Annotated in this window: 15 protein-coding genes, 1 tRNA gene and 1 pseudogene; 8 read left to right on the top strand and 9 right to left on the bottom strand. The window is 70.6% G+C overall.

What is annotated here, in order from left to right:
- Positions 1 to 10: 10 nt before the first annotated feature.
- The 3 genes from ACF09J_RS28970 to ACF09J_RS28960 form a co-directional block, all read right to left on the bottom strand.
- Complete coding sequence (locus ACF09J_RS28970; protein WP_392308396.1) at positions 11 to 1,015, bottom strand: Gfo/Idh/MocA family oxidoreductase; 1,005 nt, start codon at positions 1,013 to 1,015, stop codon at positions 11 to 13.
- A 68-nt stretch (positions 1,016 to 1,083) separates the two neighbouring features.
- Positions 1,084 to 1,884 carry an SDR family oxidoreductase gene (locus ACF09J_RS28965; protein WP_392308395.1) on the bottom strand — a complete coding sequence of 267 codons (801 nt, stop codon included), beginning with the start codon at positions 1,882 to 1,884 and terminating at the stop codon, positions 1,084 to 1,086.
- Between the two features lie 8 nt (positions 1,885 to 1,892).
- Positions 1,893 to 3,059, bottom strand: coding sequence for a phytanoyl-CoA dioxygenase family protein (locus ACF09J_RS28960; protein ID WP_392308394.1), 1,167 nt, complete (start codon positions 3,057 to 3,059; stop codon positions 1,893 to 1,895).
- Positions 3,060 to 3,174: 115 nt separating this feature from the next.
- On the opposite strand from ACF09J_RS28960, the gene ACF09J_RS28955 reads away from it, so the two are divergent.
- Entirely contained in the window at positions 3,175 to 4,209 is a 1,035-nt protein-coding gene (locus ACF09J_RS28955; protein ID WP_392308393.1) for a LacI family DNA-binding transcriptional regulator, read from the top strand.
- A gap of 15 nt (positions 4,210 to 4,224) precedes the next feature.
- Here ACF09J_RS28955 and ACF09J_RS28950 read toward each other — a convergent pair whose 3' ends face one another.
- From ACF09J_RS28950 to ACF09J_RS28940, 3 genes are all read right to left on the bottom strand, one after another.
- Positions 4,225 to 4,569, bottom strand: coding sequence for a cupin domain-containing protein (locus ACF09J_RS28950; RefSeq protein WP_392308392.1), 345 nt, complete (start codon positions 4,567 to 4,569; stop codon positions 4,225 to 4,227).
- Between the two features lie 239 nt (positions 4,570 to 4,808).
- Positions 4,809 to 5,678, bottom strand: coding sequence for a DUF2690 domain-containing protein (locus ACF09J_RS28945; RefSeq protein WP_392308391.1), 870 nt, complete (start codon positions 5,676 to 5,678; stop codon positions 4,809 to 4,811).
- 163 nt (positions 5,679 to 5,841) lie between these two features.
- Positions 5,842 to 6,279, bottom strand: a complete 438-nt coding sequence (locus tag ACF09J_RS28940; protein WP_392308390.1) for an SH3 domain-containing protein — start codon at positions 6,277 to 6,279, stop codon at positions 5,842 to 5,844.
- A 182-nt stretch (positions 6,280 to 6,461) separates the two neighbouring features.
- Here ACF09J_RS28940 and ACF09J_RS28935 point away from each other — a divergent pair, with 182 nt between their 5' ends.
- The 4 genes from ACF09J_RS28935 (at position 6,462) to ACF09J_RS28920 (ending at position 8,419) form a co-directional block, all read left to right on the top strand.
- Positions 6,462 to 6,986, top strand: coding sequence for a MarR family winged helix-turn-helix transcriptional regulator (locus ACF09J_RS28935; RefSeq protein ID WP_392308389.1), 525 nt, complete (start codon positions 6,462 to 6,464; stop codon positions 6,984 to 6,986).
- Between the two features lie 89 nt (positions 6,987 to 7,075).
- A complete protein-coding gene (locus tag ACF09J_RS28930; protein WP_392308388.1) occupies positions 7,076 to 7,438 on the top strand; it encodes an ArsR/SmtB family transcription factor in 363 nt (120 codons plus the stop codon).
- A complete protein-coding gene (locus ACF09J_RS28925) occupies positions 7,435 to 8,070 on the top strand; it encodes an SRPBCC family protein (protein WP_392308387.1) in 636 nt (211 codons plus the stop codon). Before ACF09J_RS28930 ends, ACF09J_RS28925 begins: the two co-directional genes overlap by 4 nt.
- Before the next feature lie 275 nt (positions 8,071 to 8,345).
- Positions 8,346 to 8,419: transfer RNA gene (locus ACF09J_RS28920), tRNA-Pro, on the top strand.
- Between the two features lie 86 nt (positions 8,420 to 8,505).
- Here the strand turns inward: ACF09J_RS28920 and ACF09J_RS28915 are convergent.
- Positions 8,506 to 8,986, bottom strand: a pseudogene (locus ACF09J_RS28915) (carboxymuconolactone decarboxylase family protein).
- A 134-nt stretch (positions 8,987 to 9,120) separates the two neighbouring features.
- Here ACF09J_RS28915 and ACF09J_RS28910 point away from each other — a divergent pair.
- Both ACF09J_RS28910 and ACF09J_RS28905 read left to right on the top strand, forming a co-directional pair.
- Complete coding sequence (locus tag ACF09J_RS28910) at positions 9,121 to 10,110, top strand: pirin family protein (protein WP_392308386.1); 990 nt, start codon at positions 9,121 to 9,123, stop codon at positions 10,108 to 10,110.
- A 41-nt stretch (positions 10,111 to 10,151) separates the two neighbouring features.
- On the top strand, positions 10,152 to 10,490 hold the full coding sequence (locus tag ACF09J_RS28905; protein ID WP_392308385.1) for a GNAT family N-acetyltransferase: 339 nt from the start codon (positions 10,152 to 10,154) through the stop codon (positions 10,488 to 10,490).
- 60 nt (positions 10,491 to 10,550) lie between these two features.
- On the opposite strand, the gene ACF09J_RS28900 is transcribed toward ACF09J_RS28905, so the two are convergent.
- Positions 10,551 to 14,582: a ThuA domain-containing protein gene (locus ACF09J_RS28900; RefSeq protein WP_392308384.1), complete on the bottom strand. Its 4,032-nt coding sequence runs from the start codon at positions 14,580 to 14,582 to the stop codon at positions 10,551 to 10,553.
- 279 nt (positions 14,583 to 14,861) lie between these two features.
- Positions 14,862 to 15,842 (bottom strand): multicopper oxidase domain-containing protein, encoded by a 981-nt coding sequence (locus tag ACF09J_RS28895; RefSeq protein WP_392308383.1) that lies wholly within the window; start codon positions 15,840 to 15,842, stop codon positions 14,862 to 14,864.
- 578 nt (positions 15,843 to 16,420) lie between these two features.
- Here ACF09J_RS28895 and ACF09J_RS28890 point away from each other — a divergent pair.
- Positions 16,421 to 16,942: plastocyanin/azurin family copper-binding protein (locus tag ACF09J_RS28890; RefSeq protein ID WP_392308382.1), on the top strand; the 522-nt coding region annotated here is incomplete at its 3' end.

Raw genomic sequence — 16,942 nt, 5'->3', positions numbered from 1 at the left:
GTGGACCGGATCAAACCGTCCGTACCTCCTCGACGCGTACCGGGCGGTGTTCGTGGAAGGACAGGGTGCAGGCCTCGGCGATCCAGCCGGCCTCCAGGGCGTCCGCGACCGTGCACGGGGAGGGCAGCCGGCCGGCCACGACCTCGGTGAACGCGGTGAGTTCGGCGCGGTAGGCGGCGGCGAAGCGGTCCATGAAGAAGTCGTGCGGGGTGCCGGCGGGGAAGGTCACCCCGGGTTCGACCGAGCGCACCGGCAGCTTGTCGTCCAGGCCGACGGCGATCGAGTCCTCGAAGCCGTGCAGCTCCATCCGGACGTCGTAACCGCGGGCGTTGTGGCGGCTGTTGGAGACCACCGCGATCGTGCCGTCGTCCAGTGTGAGCACGGCGCCGGTGGTGTCGGCGTCGCCCGCCTCCCTGATGTAGCCGGCGCCCCGGTTGCCGCCGACGGCGTACACCTCGGCCACCTCCCGCCCGGTCACCCAGCGGATGATGTCGAAGTCGTGCACCGAGCAGTCCCGGAAGATCCCGCCGGAGGAGGCGATGTACGCGGCCGGCGGCGGCGCCGGGTCGAGCGTGGTGGACCGCACGGTGTGCAGCCTGCCCAGCTCGCCCGCCCGCACGGCGGCGCGGGCGGCGGCGAAACCGGCGTCGAAGCGGCGGTTGTAGCCGATCTGCACGGGCACGTCGCCGTCCTGGACCGCCTTGAGGACCTCGGCTCCCTCCGTCATGGTGCGGGCCACCGGCTTCTCGCAGAAGACGGGGACACCGGCGTCGACGGCGGCGAGGATCAGCGCCGGGTGCGCGTCGGTCGCCGCGGCCACGACGACGCCGTCCACCCCGGCGGCCAGCACCGCCCGGGGCGAGTCGGCCACCTCGGCCCCGAACCGCTCGGCGGCGGCCTTGGCGGCGTCCGTGAACGGGTCGGCGACGACGAGCGACTCGACCGCGTCGAGTCCGGAGAGGGTCTCGGCGTGGAAGGCGCCGATCCGGCCGAGGCCGAGAATTCCGATGCGCATGGGGGCTGATGCTCCTTGGGTGCGTGGGTGGTGCGTGGTGGTGCGGCAGTACGTCGGTTCGGTGCGCCTCAGTCCAGTCCGCCGAGCACGTTCTGGTCCCAGTCGATCACCGAACCGGTGACCACCCCGGACCGCTCGGACAGCAGCAGGACCACGAAGTCGGCGATCTCGTCCGGTTGGCCGAGCTTGCCCATCGGCAGCCGCTTGGCGGCCCGCTCCCGCCAGTCGTCGCCGGCGCCGTGGAAGGCGCGCTGGGTGGCGTCCTCGCCCTCGGTCGCGGTCCAGCCGATGTTCAGGCCGTTGATCCGCACCCGGTCGAAGCGGTGGGCGTGCGCGGCGTTGCGGGTCAGCCCCATCAGGCCGGCCTTGGCGGCGACGTACGGGGCCAGGAACGGCTGCCCGCCGTGCGCCGAGGACGTGATGATGTTGACGACCGTGCCCGGGGCCCCGCGCCGCACCATGTCGGCCACCGCCGCCTGCATCGCGAAGAACGGCCCCTTGAGGTTGACCGCGATGTGCGCGTCGAACAGCTCGGGCGTGGTGTCGAGGAGCGTGCCGCGCGAGGTCAGCCCCGCGGAGTTGACCAGGCAGTCGATCCGTCCGTGCGCGGTGACCACCCGCTCCACCGACCCCTTGGCCTGCTCCGCGTCGGCGAGGTCGGCCCGGACGAACACCGCCGTGCCCCCGGCGGCCGTCAGCTCCGCCACCAGTGCCTCGCCGGGCTCGGTCCGCCGCCCGGACACGGCGACCACGGCGCCCTCGCGGACGGCGGCCCGCGCGATCGCGGCCCCCACACCCTGGCTGCCGCCGTTGACGAGGACGACCTTGCCGTGCAGCAGGCCGTCCGCGGCTTTGCCGAGAAGTCCCATGACCGTCCTCAGCTCTCGCGCCGCTCGGCGGCGGACCGCAGCTCCGCGCGGAGCGCGGCCGGCGTCCACTCCTCGCGTACCGCCCGCCGTACGAGGTCCGCCTGCGAGGGCGGGGCGAGACCGTCGACCGGCGGATCGCTGTCCAGGTTGGTGGGGAACGGGTAGCCCTCGGCGCTCGCGGCGACGACCCGGTCCAGCCACGCGGCGTCGGCGCCCTCCGCCTTGCGCTTGAGCAGCACGGGGAAGACGGCGCCCGCGACGGCCTCGCGGTCGACGGTCTCCATCGCGCGCCCGAAGGCGGAGGAGACCTGGAGCAGGTTGGCCATGCGCCGGACGTCCGCCGACCGGTTCGTCCCGGCGGCGTGGAAGAGCGCCGGGTTGAAGAAGACGGCGTCCCCCTTGGCCAGCGGCAGTTGCACGTGGTGGTCCTCGAAGTAGGCCCGGAACGCGGGCAGTCGCCAGGCGAGGTAGCCCGGCTCGTACCGCTGCGAGTACGGCAGGTACATCGTGGGTCCGGACTCCACGGGCATGTCGCAGTGGGCGACCGCGCCCTGGAGGGTCAGCACGGGGGAGAGCCGGTGGACGTGCGCCGGGTAGGCGGCGGCGACCTCGTTCGCCAGGAAGCCCAGGTGGTAGTCGCGGTGCACGGTCTGGGCCGCGCCGCCCGGGTTGACCACGTTGATCTGCGAGGTGACCTGGTAGCCGGGGCCCAGCCAGGCCTCGCCGACCAGCGCCAGGACGTCGTTGGCGTAGTAGTCGGCGAACGTCTCCGGGTCGTGCAGCGCCGCCTTCTCCAGGGCGTTCCACACCCGGTCGTTGGCGCCCGGCTTGGCGAAGTGGTCCCCGGCGCCCGCGCCCGAGGCACGCTGCTCGGCGATCAGGGCGTGGAAGACGGCGGTGGCCCGGTCGACCACCGCGGTGTCGGGGAAGGCGCCCCGGAACACCACGATGCCGGGGCCCTCGTCCAGGGCGCGGACCAGTTCGGCCCGCAGGGAGAGGCCGTCCCCGGCCCCGCGCACGCGCTCGGCGTCGTAGACGAGGACGCCCTGGTCCACCGCCGAGGCGTGCGGATAGCCGGCGGGATCGGTCCCGCGCTCGACGAGCGCGCGGAAGGAGCCGAGGTCGCAGTCCTGCTCGGACAGCCAGGCACGGCGGTGTACGGAGGTGGAGGACATCGTCGTCCTTTCGGTCGTCGCGTCACGAGGGCCGTCGCGCCCTGTCATTCTTGTCAGTACAAACTTCTCGAACAACCATCGGCGAGCCATCAAAAACCCCTCAAGGAGCCGGCGCATGGGCCACCCCTTCCCGATCCGCGAGATAGCACGTCAGGCAGGGCTGAGCGAGGCCACCGTCGACCGGGTGCTCAACGGCCGCGGCGGGGTGCGGGAGAGCACCGCGGGCGAGGTGCGCCGGGCCATCGCCGACCTGGACCGGCAGCGCACCCAGGTCCGGCTGATGGGCCGGACCTTCATGGTCGACATCGTGATGCAGGCGCCCGAGCGGTTCAGCACCGCCGTTCGGGCCGCCCTGGAGGCCGAACTGCCGTCCCTGCACCCGGCCGTGGTGCGCTCCCGCTTCCACTTCCGCGAGACCGGTCCGGTACGGGAGCAGGTCGCCGTCCTCGACCGGATCGCGCGGCGCGGCTCGCAGGGCGTGATCCTCAAGGCCCCGGACGTCCCCGAGGTCACCGCGGCGGTCGGCCGGCTGGTGGCGGCCGGCATCCCGGTCGTCACCCTGGTCACCGACCTGCCCGCCAGCGCCCGGCTCGGCTACGTCGGCAGCGACAACCGGGCGGCGGGCGCGACGGCCGCGTACCTGATGGGCCAGTGGCTCGGCGACCGGCCCGGCAATGTGCTCACCAGCCTCAGCAGCGGCTTCTTCCGCAACGAGGAGGAACGCGAGATGGGCTTCCGCGGCGCCATGCGCGCCCGTCACCCCCGGCGGACCCTGGTGGAGATCGCCGAGGGGCAGGGCCTGGACGCCACGCAGTACGACCTCGTGCGGGCCGCCCTGGAGCGCGACCCGGAGATCCGCGCCGTCTACTCGATCGGCGGCGGCAACATCGCCACCCTGCGGGCGTTCGCCGACCTCGGTCGCGAGTGTGCGGTGTTCATCGCCCACGACCTCGACCAGGACAACACCCGTCTGCTGCGCGAGCACCGCCTGTCCGCCGTGCTCCACCACGATCTTCGCCAGGACCTGAGGGAGGCCTGCCACCTGGTGATGCGGGCCCACGGCGCCCTGCCGCCCGCCGGACCGACGCTCTTGTCGGCGATCCAGGTGGTGACCCCGTACAACATGCCGCCGCACCCGGTGGCCGGCTGAACTCCCCTGCAGGCCTCACAGGTTGATCGCGTACGCCTTGCGCAGCGTCTCGTGCACCGTCCACGTCGTGCGGTCGCCCTCGCGCAGCACCGCCATGTCGCCGGGGCCGACGTGCAGGGTCGGCCCGCCCTCGACCTGGATGGTCGCCGAGCCGCTGATCACCACGAACAGCTCGTCCGCCTCGGTGTCGGTGACGACCCCGGGGGTGATCTGCCAGATCCCGCGGACCTGCTTGCCGTCCGCCGACTCCCACACCACCTTGCCGGTCACCTCGGGCGTCCCGGACACGATCTGCTCGGGTTCGAGCGGCTCGGGCACGAGGTCGGCGTCGGGGACATGCAGAACGAAACTGTGCGTCATGCCGCGACCCTAGCCGGTGCGGAGGGCGCCGGAACGCCGACAGAGTGTGGGGGATCGGCGCCGGTCCGGGGACACTTCGTCGCTTCCGGGGGCGGCGAACGGGCCGTTCGCGGTCGAGTGCGGACTCGTGCCTCCGGGGCGGCCCTGCGCACCCCGAAGCGACCCGCGCGGAGCGGCTCCCGCCAGGACCTCCTGACCGCGAGCTGAGCCCACCGGCCCCTCCTGGGGCGGGGAGACCGTCACGGGTGGTCCGGTGCGTCGGGGTCCAGACCGGTGCAGGCCAGCTTCCCCTCGACCTCGGCGCAGGCCTCCACGCCCCGGGGCGAGGAGACGCTGAGCATCGGGCTCGTGTCGCCGCTGGTGTCGCCGGCGGCGTAGGTGGCCGACAGGACGTTCCCGCCCACCCGTACGGAGATCTCCCGGGCGACCGCGCCCCGTACCCGCACCTGGGACCAGACGGTGCGGCAGGAGGGTGAGTACCGCAGCCGCACGGTGTACGTCGCGCCGGCCACGGCGCTCTGGGTCCGCGCGTCCCCGGCGCAGGCCGAGGCGTCGGGCAACTCGCCCTGGCAGGGGGTGCCGTGACAGCGTGGCGCCGCCATCACCACCCGGGTGCCCGCCGGCCTGCCGGGGGAGGACGTGAGGAGGACCGCGGCCACCACGGTGACCGCGGCGGGCAGGACGAGAACCGTCAGCAGCGTCAGCCGGCCCGCCCGCGCCCTGGGCGGAACCTCCGGCCCGGACCCGGACGCAGGCTGGGACTCTGACCGCGGCTTGGGCTCGGCCTGGAGCCGGGCCTGGGACTGGGAGTCGCGCCCAGGGTCGGCCTCGGGCCCGGTTCCGGGGTCGGCCGGCGCGGAAGGGAACGCGTCGACGGCGTCCCACAGGGCCAGCGCCGGGGCGGCATCGGCGCCCGAAAGCCGGGCGAGCGCCTCCACGGCCGAACGGGGAGGGCGCTTGGCTCCGCTCAGATAGCGGTGCCAGGCGGACTTGCTGTACGGAGTGCGCGCGGCCAGGGCCGCCAGGCTCAGACCCGTACGGTCCCGCAGCTCGCGCAGGGCTCTCGTCAACTGCCCGGGTGAGGCTGCCGTTCCTTGGGGTTGCCGCATGCTGCTGCTCCCGACTCCACTCCCGCTTTGGGCGTTTCGCCCCGGTTGTCGGGATGGTTTCCCGGGTCGAGGGCACTGGTACACCTCGAGCCGACGGCCCGTTCGGGGGCGCGCAGCCCCCGAACGGGCCCGGCCGGTCACCTCGGCCGTGTGTGACGGTGCGTCAGCACCAGGGCAGGGTGTTCCGGACCCGCACGTAGTGCGCGGAGACGTAACCCCGCACGTGCGCGAGGCGGTACCACTGCCGGGTGCCGCCCACCCGGGACCCGTGCGTCCGGCACTTCAGCGCCACCAGGCGGTGTGCGTGCCGGGAGCCGATCACCCGGTACCGGGTGCCGGGGCCGGAGCGGACGTTCAGCGCCCGGTAGTGCGTGACCACGCGTCCGAGGGAGTGGATCGAACGGTGGTGCGTCGCCAACCGGTTGACGTGACCCGCCGGCTGGGCGGGCTCGGGCAGCAGCGAGGGGGGCAGGTGCGAGGCGGCCGCCGACACGGCCGGGCGCGAGCCGAGGTCGGCCGGGGCGGCGACGGCCGCCGTGGGTAGGAGTGCGAGCGCCGCGACCGTGGCCAGCACACCGCTGGTGAGGGTCCGTCGGATCATGGAAGCCTCCGGGCTGTCGTTCCTGTGATCACGCGTCGCGATCACATGCCGCCCAGCGTTTCCGCGCCGCACCCCCGCAATGCCGTCCCCGTGTCCCAGGGGACGGCTGGGACGTCCCAGGGACGTGGGCCGGCGCGCTGCAAATTGCTTGAGTAAGGCAATGATATGGTAAAGTTGCCCGTATGGTCACTCCATCGTTGCCCACCGGACCCGTCTCGCCCGAAGTGGCCGAGATCGAGCGCGCACTGATGCGCATCACCTACCTGGGTACACGGGCCCGGCAGCACGAGAGACTGATGAGCCTGGCCGGTGTGCCACTGGACCGTGCGGCGGTCGCCCTGCTGCGGCAGATCGCCGACTGCGAGCCGCAGCGGCCGGGGGAGCTGGCCAACCGGCTGGGCGTGGAGGCCTCCCATGTCACGCGCACGGTGCAGCAACTGGAGCGGTCCGGCCATGTGACCCGGATCCCCGACCCCGACGACCGCCGTGCCCAGCGCATCCAGCTCACCGACCTCGGCCGGGACGCCATCTCCCGCGTCCGGGAGGCCGGGGCCCGCGGCATGGAGCTGGCCCTGGCCGACTGGTCCCCGGAGGATCTGCGCCGACTCGCGGCACTCTTCCATCGCATGGTCGACGACTTCCTCGTCTACGCCCAGCACGTCGACGACGAACAGGAGACCGCCGAGACCGCTCGACGCACCCGCTGAGGGGGCGCCGGGTCCGGCGGGTCCCGGGTCCGCATCGGAGTGCATATCAATGGTGGCTTATATAAGTGGCGGGTGATATCTTGGCGGCCATGCACGCGTTCGACGTCCTCGGCGACCCCGTCCGGCGGCGGATACTGGAACTCCTCGCGGACGGCGAGAAGACCTCCGGCACGGTCTGCGAGGCCGTGACCGCCGAGTTCGGGATCTCGCAGCCCGCGGTGTCGCAGCATCTGAAGGTGCTGCGGGAGAACGGTTTCGCGACCGTCCGCCCCGAGGGCGCCCGGCGGCTGTACGCGGTGAACTCCGCGCCGCTCAGGGACGTCGACGCCTGGCTCGACCGGTTCCGCGGCTTCTGGGCCCAGCCCCTGGATGCGCTGGCCACCGAGCTGGCCCGCGGCAGGCGCGAACGCCGGCTGCGCGGTGCCGACGACCCTCCGAGGAGCATCCCATGATCGACGTGACCCAGCAGATCAACGCCGTACACCGCCGGGTCGGCCGCCGCAGCTTCAAGGCGTCCGAGGCCCGCGTGGTCACCGTGAGCCAGGACTACGACGCCCCGGTCGAGGACGTCTGGGACGCGTGTACCAACCCCGAGCGCATCCCGCGCTGGTTTCTCCCCGTCACGGGTGAACTCCGCCTGGGCGGCCGCTATCAGCTCCAGGGCAACGCGGGCGGCACGATCGAGCGCTGCGACCCGCCCGAGAGCTTCGCGGCGACCTGGGAGTACGGCGACGAGACGAGCTGGATCGAGCTGCGCCTGACCGCGCGGGACGGCGGCGGCACCCGCTTCGAGCTGGACCACCTCTTCCGCATCGACGACACCAAGTGGGGCGAGTACGGCCCCGGCGCGGTCGGGGTCGGCTGGGACATGATGCTCATCGGCCTGACCCTCCACCTGTCGAGCGGCGCTCAGGTCGATCCCGGCAAGGCCATGACCTGGATGGGCTCCGAGGACGGCCGCCGGTTCGTCGCCGAGAGCAGCGACGGTTGGTGCGAGGCCAACGTCGCGAGCGGCGAGGACCCGGCAGACGCACGCGAGGCCGCCGACCGCACCACTGCCTTCTACACGGGCGCCGAGGGATAGGACCTGTCGTCAAATTCCCGTCTGCCCCGCGACGCCTGGCACGCACTCTCGCCGCACCGGGCGAAAGCCCGAGTACGTCCAGTACGAGGACTTCCGCCCGGGCACGCCGAGAGCACGCACCAGACGCCGCGGGGCCGCCCTTCGGGCGACGACGGGAATTTGGCGACAGGACCTAAGGCCTGTCGCGAAACGGCCCGTTGCCCGAAGTCGGCCCCACCCGCCCGCGTAAGGTAGGGTTCACCTGCGCGTTCGGGCGGACCACCGTACGAACGCACCGGGACGTGGCGCAGCTTGGTAGCGCACTTGACTGGGGGTCAAGGGGTCGCAGGTTCAAATCCTGTCGTCCCGACTTGCGAGGCAGCAGGTCGAGGGCCGTCTTCCCTTCGTGGGAGGCGGCCCTTTCCGTGTTTCGGCGCCGGTGGACCCCGGGTGCGGTCACTGTGGTCGTACCGGGTGCTTGCTCATGATCGAGACGCGGTTGAACGCGTTGATGGTGACCGCCACCCAGATCACGGCGGAGATCTGGTCGTCGGTGAGCACCTCGCGGGCCGTGTCGTACGCGGTCTCCTGGAGTGCCGCGTCACCGGGACTCGTCGTCGCCTCCGCCAGCGCGAGCAGCCGCGCGCTCGTCGGGGGTGAACAGTTCGGTGTCCCGCCAGGCCGCCAGCACGCCGAGCCGCTGCGTCGTCTCGCCCGCGCGCAGGGCCGCCCTGGTGTGTACGTTGAGGCAGTAGGCGCAGCCGTTGATCTGCGACACGCGCAGGTTGATCAATTCCACGAGTGTCCGGTCGAGTCCCGCCTCTGCGGCGACCGTACGGACCGCTTCCGACGTCTGCACGAGCGCGCGATGGGCGGCCGGGCTCTGCTTGTCGATGAAGATCCGCCGGTGCTCGGACTCCGTCGCGCGGGTGCTCAATCCGGGACTCCTCCGGGGACCGTCCGGCCCCCTTGTCGTGTGGTGGTGGCAGGTGGTGTACCTGCCGGTGCCGGAGCCCTATTATCCAGCATAATAGTTGAAAATGAAACGAACCTTGAGGGAGGCGGTCCACGGTGAGCAACGCCGAGACCAAACCCGCGGAAATGCGCTGCGGCGGGCCGGCGGACGGTGAGCGGGCCACCGACGCGGCCCGGATCGACGTCCTGACCTCGCGTGATGTGCCCCTCGGCGGTCCCCGGGCGATGACCGTGCGGCGGACGCTACCACAGCGCGCCCGCACCTTGATCGGCGCTTGGTGCTTCGCCGATCACTACGGCCCCGACGACGTCTCGGTGACCGGCGGCATGGACGTCGCCCCGCACCCGCACACCGGGCTCCAGACGGTGAGCTGGCTGTTCAGCGGCGAGATCGAGCACCGGGACAGCCTGGGCAGCCACGCCTGCGTACGGCCCGGCGAGCTGAACCTGATGACCGGCGGGTACGGCATCAGCCACTCCGAGGTCTCCACCCCGCGGACCACCGTCCTGCACGGCGTCCAGCTCTGGGTGGCGCTGCCGGAGGAGCACCGGGACGCCGACCGCGACTTCCAGCACTACGCACCCGAGCCCGCGCGGACCGACGGCGCCGAGATCAAGGTCTTCCTGGGCGCCCTCGCCGGCCGCACCTCCCCGGTACGGACCTTCACACCCCTGCTCGGCGCCGAGATCGTCCTCCAGCCGCGCGCGACCCTCAGCCTCGCCGTGGACCCCCGCTTCGAGCACGGCCTCCTGGTCGACCAGGGAGACGTGCGCCTGTCCGGCGCCCTCGTGGGCGCCGCGGAGCTGGGCTACGTCCACCCCGGCACCGACGCGTTGACGCTGACGAACGAGTCGGACGACATCGCGCGGACGGTCCTGCTCGGCGGAACCCCGTTCGAGGAGGAGATCGTCATGTGGTGGAACTTCATCGGGCGCAGCCACGAGGATATCGCCAAGGCCCGCGACGAGTGGCAGAGCTCCTCCGACCGCTTCGGCGCCGTCGAGGGCTACCCGGGGGACCGGCTCCCCGCCCCCGCCCTGCCGAACGCCGTCATCAGGCCGCGCAAGAACCCACCGCGCCACTGATCCGTCCGAAGCAGTCACCGACCCATCCGAGAGGAACATCCATGAGTCAGCCTTCCAGTTCGACGACCGTCCGGCGGACAGACGCCAAACACCGCTACGAGATCCTGGTGGACGGCGCGCGCGTCGGCCTGACCGCCTACCGTGACCACGGTGACCAGCGCGTCTTCTTCCACACCGAGGTCGACGACGCCTTCGCGGGACAGGGCCTGGCCTCCCGGCTGGTCCAGGAGGCGCTCACCGATGTGCGCGAGTCCAGAAAGCGGATCGTGCCCGTCTGCCCATACGTGGCCAAGTTCCTGAAGAGACATGAGGAGTTCGCCGACATCACCGACCCCGTGACCCCCGAGATCATGCACTGGCTGGACCTCCAACTGGGCTGACGACGGGCAAGAGCCGGGCCCGGGGCTGCCGCCCCGGGCCCGGCTCCTTCTGCCGGCCGGCTACAGACCGCGTACCCGGATGTTGCGGAACTCGGTCAGATCGGTGTTGCTGTGGTTCTGCAGCCCGATGTACCCGCTGAGGAACTGACGCAGGTCCGTGGGCGGGTCACCCGCACGGGACGACGACTTGCCGGGCGTGTTGTCGAACTCGTTGATCACCACGCCGTTGCGGATGATCGTGTAGTGCTGTCCGACCGCACGCACCTCGTAGTCGTTCCACTGGCCCTTCGGGGTCACCCCCGCCTTGTCCAGTCCGAGCGGTTTGAAGTTGTAGACGGAACCGGTCTTCTGGACCTCGCCCGTGGCCCCGTCGTAGATCTGGATCTCATGGCCGCAGTAGATCGCGACCCACTCCGGGGCGGTGCGGGCCGAGCCCACCGTCCCGCAACTGCCGGCCGGGCGCTCCGCCAGCGGTGTCCGCGGGTCCGGGAACCGGACGAAGACTCCGCTGTTGGTGTTGGCCGTACCCGGAGCCACGTCCCGGAACTGGAGCCTGACCGAGAAGTCCTTCAACTCCTCCTTGGCGTACCACAGCATGCCCATGCCGCCGGTGCTGCGCATGGTGCCGTCAGGCTGGACCGAGAACGAACCCGCGCCCGCCTGCCGCCAGTCGGACAGACTCGCCGCGGTCCCGTCGAAGATCGACTTGTACCCGGCGACCTTGCCGATCTCGGACTTCGCCGCCGCCTTGCTGATCGCCGCCGACTCCTGGTTGTCGAGGACGCCCTCCTTGCGGAGGTCGTTGACCACGGAGTTGACGTGGCTGACGAACTCGCCGTGGTTCGACCAGGAGGCCTCGTCGTCGATCAGGTCGTTGACGGTGCAGCCGCCTCCGGCCTTGTGGTTGGTCACGCCCGTGTCGGTGTCCAGCAGCTGGACGGTCGGCCGCGCGTCGGGAGCCGGGCAGCCGGCCTTGGCGTCGAGCGTCGCGGTGGCCTTCTCACCGTTGGCGTAGGTGACCGTCAGCTTCGCGTGGTACGTGCCGTAGTCGGCGTACGTGTGCGTGGGGTTGGCCTCGTGCGAGGGCTTGCTGCCGTCGCCGAAGTCCCACTCCCAGGCCACACCGCCGGTCTTGGCGCTGGAGAAGGCCACCGTCTTCGGCTTGCTCTGGGTGATGACCCGCGCCCCCGCGTCCTGCGGCTTCGGGGTGGCCGGGCCGCCCTGGTAGCTGATGCGGATGAGCTTCTGGTTGTTGTGCAGGCTGAAGAAGCCGCCCGCGTAGTCGAGCATGTACAGGGCACCGTCGGGACCGAACTTGGCGTCCATCCAGCTCTGCAGCTGGGTGGCGCCGCTGCCGGGCGCGATGATGCTGCGCACGTCCTCACCGAAGGCCGGCGCGCCCTGGTCCTTGATGTGGTCGGGGTCGAGGGTCACCGCGACCCGGTTGTTGGCGTTGGACTCGTCGCCGATGAACCACTTGTCCTCCCAGTACGCCGGCCAGGCGACACCGCTCTTGGTGTCCACCTGGGAGCGGTGGTAGGTCGGACCGGACATGATGGCCTGGCCGCCGCCCTTGAGGTACGGCTGGGTGTAGGTGGCCTCGCTGTCGACGTAGCTGGGGAGGCCGCTGCCGTCGGAGCGCTCGGGGAAGACCGGTCCGCCGCCCTGGGGCGAGTACCAGATCATGTTGTCGCGGGCCGGCGGGATGTCCACCAGGCCGGTGTTGCGCGGCGACTCGTTCTTGAGGTGGTCGCAGTCGTACCAGCCGGTGAGGACGCTGGCGTCGGTGCTGCTGCGGTCACGGTAGGGCTGCCGGTTGCCCATGCAGTACGGCCAGCCCTGGTTGCCCGCGGAGGTGATGACCGTGGCCGTCTCGTACTTGGCCGGGCCCAGCTCCGGGCTGGAGGCTCCCGCGTCCGGACCGACCCAGCCGGCGTTCAGCCAGTTGTGCACCGGGTCGATGGAGAGCCGCGCGATGTTGCGGACACCCATCACGTAGATCTCCGGGCGGGTCTTGGCCGTACCCGGCGGGAAGAGGTTGCCCTTGGGGATGGTGTAGGTGCCGTCGGCCTCGGGGTGGATACGGATGATCTTGCCGTTGAGGTCGTTGGTGTTGCCGGAGGTGCGGCGTGCGTCCTGGAACGAGACGCCCTTGTAGTCCTGCGTCCAGTTGTTCCCGGAGTAGCCGCTGGAGCCCTCGGAGGAGTTGTTGTCGCCGGAGCCGATGTAGAGGTTGCCGTCCTTGTCGAAGGACATGCCGCCACCGGCGTGGCAGCAGCTGTGGATCTGGGTGTCCCAGTGCAGCAGGTCCTTGCGGGTGCCCTGGTCGATGGACTCGGAAGCGAAGTCGTAGGTCAGCCGGGAGACCGTCCGCTGGCCGATCCGCTTGTCGACGTCGATCGACTCGTGCGGCATCCAGTAGATGTAGATCCACCCGTTCTTCTCGAACTTCGGGTCGAGGGTGATGCCGACCAGGCCCTCCTCGTTCTTGACCAGTTCGCTACCGCTGCCCCGGTTGCCCATCACGTCGAGCGTGGTGAGCAGCTTGACCTTCTGGGTCTTGGGGTCCCACTGGTGGATGGTGCCGCAGCCCAGGCCGACCTTGGGGTTGTTCCAGTCGACGATCGGGCCGGACGGGCAGGCGGCCTTGCCGATGTAGAAGGCCTTGCCGTCGGGGGCCATGGTGAGACCGTGCGGCTCACCGATCTGGTCGAGCTGCCCCGCCTGGTTCTGGGCCGTCAGCCGCTCCGTCTTGTAGTTGGACGCGATGGTCGCCTGGCAGTCGCCGCGCACCATGCCGGTGGTCCACTGGATGGCGCCGAGGAGGTGGCTCTGGAACTTGGTGTCGGTGGTGTAGCTCTCCTCGGTGCGGCCCATGCCGGTGTAGAAGGACCGGCCGCCGTCGTAGTCACGGCACCACGAGATCGGGTGGAACGCGCCGTTGGCGCCGGCTCCCGGCTTGTACTTCCACTCCTCGACCTGGGCGATGGTGTGGACCTTGCCGATGGGGTTGGGGTCCCAGTTGATCCACTGGTCGGAGCGGGTCCAGTTGAGCGGCAGGCCCTCGTTGGCCGGGTGCTGGCGGTCCGTCACGTCGACCACGGCCTGCTGGACCTTGGAGGCCTGCGGAGGCGTCGGGTTGGCGTTGAACAGCCGCAGCTCGGCCAGCTGGGTCAGCGGCTCACCGCTGTTCGCGGTGATGTCCAGCCGGTAGTGCTGGTAGGCCTGCGTGTTGGTGAACTGGAACTGCCTGGTCTGGAACCGCGACGGGAAGGTCTCGCCGCTCCGTGTGTCCAGGGTTGTCCAGTTCTGGCCGTCCTGCGAGCCCTGGAGCTTCCAGTCCCTCGGGTCCCGCCCCTGGTAGTCGTTGGCGGAGGTCAGCGCGTAGTTGACCACCGCGACCGGCTTGTCCAGCTTCATGGTGACCCAGGCGGTCGGCGTACGGGCCAGCCACTTGGTGTCGTCCTTGCCGTCGAACAGCTTGTCCTTGGTCTCGCTCGGCGGGTTCTCCGAGTTGACCGCGCTCTCGGCGACCTTCTCGGCGTCGGGCAGGCCCAGGGCGGGGCGGGTGCCGATCAGCCCGGTGAACCAGGAGGAGTCGGACTGAGCCCGGGCGGCGTCGTGGACGCCGACGAAGCCGCCGCCGTTCTTGATGTACGACTGGAACGCGGATTCCTGCTCGGCGTTGAGGGTCACGCCGTCGGCCGACAGGAACACCACCCCTCGGTACTTGGCGAGGCCGGCGGCGGTGAACACACCAGCGTCATCGGACTCGACGACCTTGAACCCGTTCTTCTCGCCGAGCGTCTCGATCGCGGCCGCGGCCTTCTTGACGGGGTCGTCCTGCTTGGCGGCCGGTCCGTGGAACACCAGGACGTTCACCTGGCTCCCGCCGGCGCCCCCGGTGTTCTCCGCGGGCGGCTGCGCGTTCGCCTGCACGGCCGGCAGCGTGGACAGTCCCACGGTCAGCGCGGCGCTGGACAGCAGGACGACGGCGCGGCGCCAGGACCACGCGTGACCAGATGCCCGCGCGGGACGAGACGGCGGCGCACCGCTTCGTCGTGAGAGGGCGAATCTGTCTCTCTTGCCCATGGTTGCTCCTTGACTCGATCCGACAACGGAAGAGTGATCAGGGGATGGAGCGAGGGCTGCCGCGGACGTCCCGCCCGGGCGTGCGCCGGACGAGGGGATCCCGGTGGGCGGTCACGATGCCCGGGAAGGACGGGTGCCGGAGGAACGAGGCCGGGTTCGCCTCAGGTCCTTGCGGGTGAGGACCGGCCGGCGGCAGTCGTACACGCCCGTCGGACCGTCAGGTGGAACGACGGGCGTGGTTTGGGGGCGGCGGGTCCGGTCGGGCCCCGCCGCTGTCCTCTAGTGGTGGTGCATGTCGCCGCCGGGGTACGAGCCGTCGGCCTCGGTCACCAGGAAGACGCCGGCCATGCCCATGTCCGAGTGGCTCTGGACGTGGCAGTGGTACATCCAGGCGCCCGCGCCGACGTGGTCACCCGCGACCACCTGGAACCCGAAGGAGTCCGCCGGGCCGACCGTCTTGGTGTCGATGACCCGGCTCACGTCCTGCGGCCCCTGGAGGATCCCGGTGCGGTTGTCCACCCAGCGGTGGCCGTGGATGTGGAAGGTGTGGAAGAACTCCCCATGGGTGATCACGATGAACTCCACCCGCTCACCGCGGACGGCCTTGAAGGTGGGTGCGTCGTGGGCGCCCTTATTGTTGATCATCATGTCGTTGAACACGACCGTGAACTGCTTGTCGGGCAGCACGTCGCCCTTTCGGCGCACGATCACCGGGCCGTACAGGCCCTTCTTGATGCCGCCCGTGCCGTGCTCGGTCCCCACGTTGTGGTCGTGGTAGTGCCAGTAACCGGCGCTGCCGGCGTCCCATATCCCGCCCTGGTTCGAAGGGGCGTGGGTCTTCCAGACGTAGGTCCGCCGGCCGCCCGGCTCGACCACGCTGTCGTTCATCTTGGTGCCGTCGCTGGCGACGTCGTAGTCCAGGCCGTGGACGTGCAGACTGGCGGCGACGTCCAGGTTGTTGACGACCTCGATGTGCATCGTGTCGCCCTCGGTCAGCTCGATGAGCGGACCGGGAACCGTCGCCTCGCCCGGCTTCAGGCCGTAGCCCATGTCCCCGTTCGGCAGCTTCTCCATGTACAGCGTCAGGTTGCGGACGGTGCCCTTGTTGTTTCCTTGTCCGTTTCCTTCCACCGGCTTGTCCTTCGGGGCAGCGGCGGTGGCGGTGATGCCGAGCACCGTGGGTACGACCGCCGCGGCGGCCGCCCCGGTGGCGAAGGCCCGCCGGGAAAGGCGTCTCGTACCTGCGCCTGAGTCGGTCATCGTTCTCCAATCCTCGAAACGCGTGCGGGCCCGAAGGCGTCGCGTGGTGGTGATGTGAGCCGCCGCCGACGGCTGCCGTCCCGGCAGGGCGGTGAGCGGTGGTGCGCGGGGCGTTCGGGCCGGGGGGCAGGCGGGGCGGTCGTCGGATCGGACTCCGGTGGCAGCCCTCCGGCTTGGCTCGATGTGCCGGATACGGCGGGGATCGGGACGGCTGGCGAACGGGATTCGCCTCGGGACCGCCTCACCGTAGCGGGCGCCCCTCCAGTTTTTCCAGACTCAGGTCAAAGTTGGTTGGATTGTGGTCATAGACCTTGGCGAGTAGTCAAAAGGCCGGTAGCTTCCCATCGTTGCCGCACTTTGAGAGAGGTTGGGTCCGGGAGACCACCCCCTCGACGCGCTCATCCTGGCGGCTGGTCATCCACTAGACGGGACCGCGAGTCCCTGCGCGGTGCCGCACAAGCGAATTCGCGAAAGGTGCAGCGGTGTTCAGAAGACTGCTCCATGCCAATACGGATCCGCCCCTCTCCAGATCAGCGCCACGCAACCGATTCCGCGCACATCCGGTGCTGGTGGCGCTGGTGACCGTTGTCCTCGCAGCCTTCTCGCTGGCCGTGCCGGCCGCGTACGCGGCGACGAGCCGGGGGGCCGAGAAGGCGGCGAACCAGGTGCTCACCTGGACGGCCGGCGACGACTACACGAAGTACGGGTCGGCACCCAAGACCGCGGAGGCCGGACCGGCGACGATCGTGTTCGAGAACAGCGCGGCGACCGGCAACACCACGGGAATGCCGCACACGTTGACGTTCGACGTCTCGAGCTCCGACTACAACAACGACGTCAGCCTCAACATCTTCGCGAGCCCCTTCGATTCCAACGGGGGCAAGTACACGGCCGAGGTCAACCTCAAGCCCGGCGTGTACCGCTACTTCTGCGCGATGCCGGGCCACCAGTCGATGACGGGCGAGCTCGTCGTCACCCCCGCAGCCGGCGGCGACACCACCGCGCCGGAGACGTCGGCGACTGTGTCGGGTACGAAGGACGCTTCCGGTAACTATGTGGGCAGTGCGACGGTGACGGTGTCCGCGTCCGATGCCGAGTCG

This window comes from Streptomyces sp. NPDC014889, from assembly GCF_043081205.1.
GTDB lineage: Bacteria > Actinomycetota > Actinomycetes > Streptomycetales > Streptomycetaceae > Streptomyces.
This window is presented reverse-complemented; position numbering and strand designations above follow the sequence as displayed.

Bases quoted from the DNA above. Each gene is read 5' to 3' on its own strand.
- ACF09J_RS28970 (WP_392308396.1), bottom strand. From the start codon at position 1,015: ATGCGCATCGGAATTCTCGGCCTCGGCCGGATCGGCGCCTTCCACGCC.
- ACF09J_RS28965 (WP_392308395.1), bottom strand. From the start codon at position 1,884: ATGGGACTTCTCGGCAAAGCCGCGGACGGCCTGCTGCACGGCAAGGTC.
- ACF09J_RS28960 (WP_392308394.1), bottom strand. From the start codon at position 3,059: ATGTCCTCCACCTCCGTACACCGCCGTGCCTGGCTGTCCGAGCAGGAC.
- ACF09J_RS28955 (WP_392308393.1), top strand. From the start codon at position 3,175: ATGGGCCACCCCTTCCCGATCCGCGAGATAGCACGTCAGGCAGGGCTG.
- ACF09J_RS28950 (WP_392308392.1), bottom strand. From the start codon at position 4,569: ATGACGCACAGTTTCGTTCTGCATGTCCCCGACGCCGACCTCGTGCCC.
- ACF09J_RS28945 (WP_392308391.1), bottom strand. From the start codon at position 5,678: ATGCGGCAACCCCAAGGAACGGCAGCCTCACCCGGGCAGTTGACGAGA.
- ACF09J_RS28940 (WP_392308390.1), bottom strand. From the start codon at position 6,279: ATGATCCGACGGACCCTCACCAGCGGTGTGCTGGCCACGGTCGCGGCG.
- ACF09J_RS28935 (WP_392308389.1), top strand. From the start codon at position 6,462: ATGGTCACTCCATCGTTGCCCACCGGACCCGTCTCGCCCGAAGTGGCC.
- ACF09J_RS28930 (WP_392308388.1), top strand. From the start codon at position 7,076: ATGCACGCGTTCGACGTCCTCGGCGACCCCGTCCGGCGGCGGATACTG.
- ACF09J_RS28925 (WP_392308387.1), top strand. From the start codon at position 7,435: ATGATCGACGTGACCCAGCAGATCAACGCCGTACACCGCCGGGTCGGC.
- ACF09J_RS28905 (WP_392308385.1), top strand. From the start codon at position 10,152: ATGAGTCAGCCTTCCAGTTCGACGACCGTCCGGCGGACAGACGCCAAA.
- ACF09J_RS28900 (WP_392308384.1), bottom strand. From the start codon at position 14,582: ATGGGCAAGAGAGACAGATTCGCCCTCTCACGACGAAGCGGTGCGCCG.
- ACF09J_RS28895 (WP_392308383.1), bottom strand. From the start codon at position 15,842: ATGACCGACTCAGGCGCAGGTACGAGACGCCTTTCCCGGCGGGCCTTC.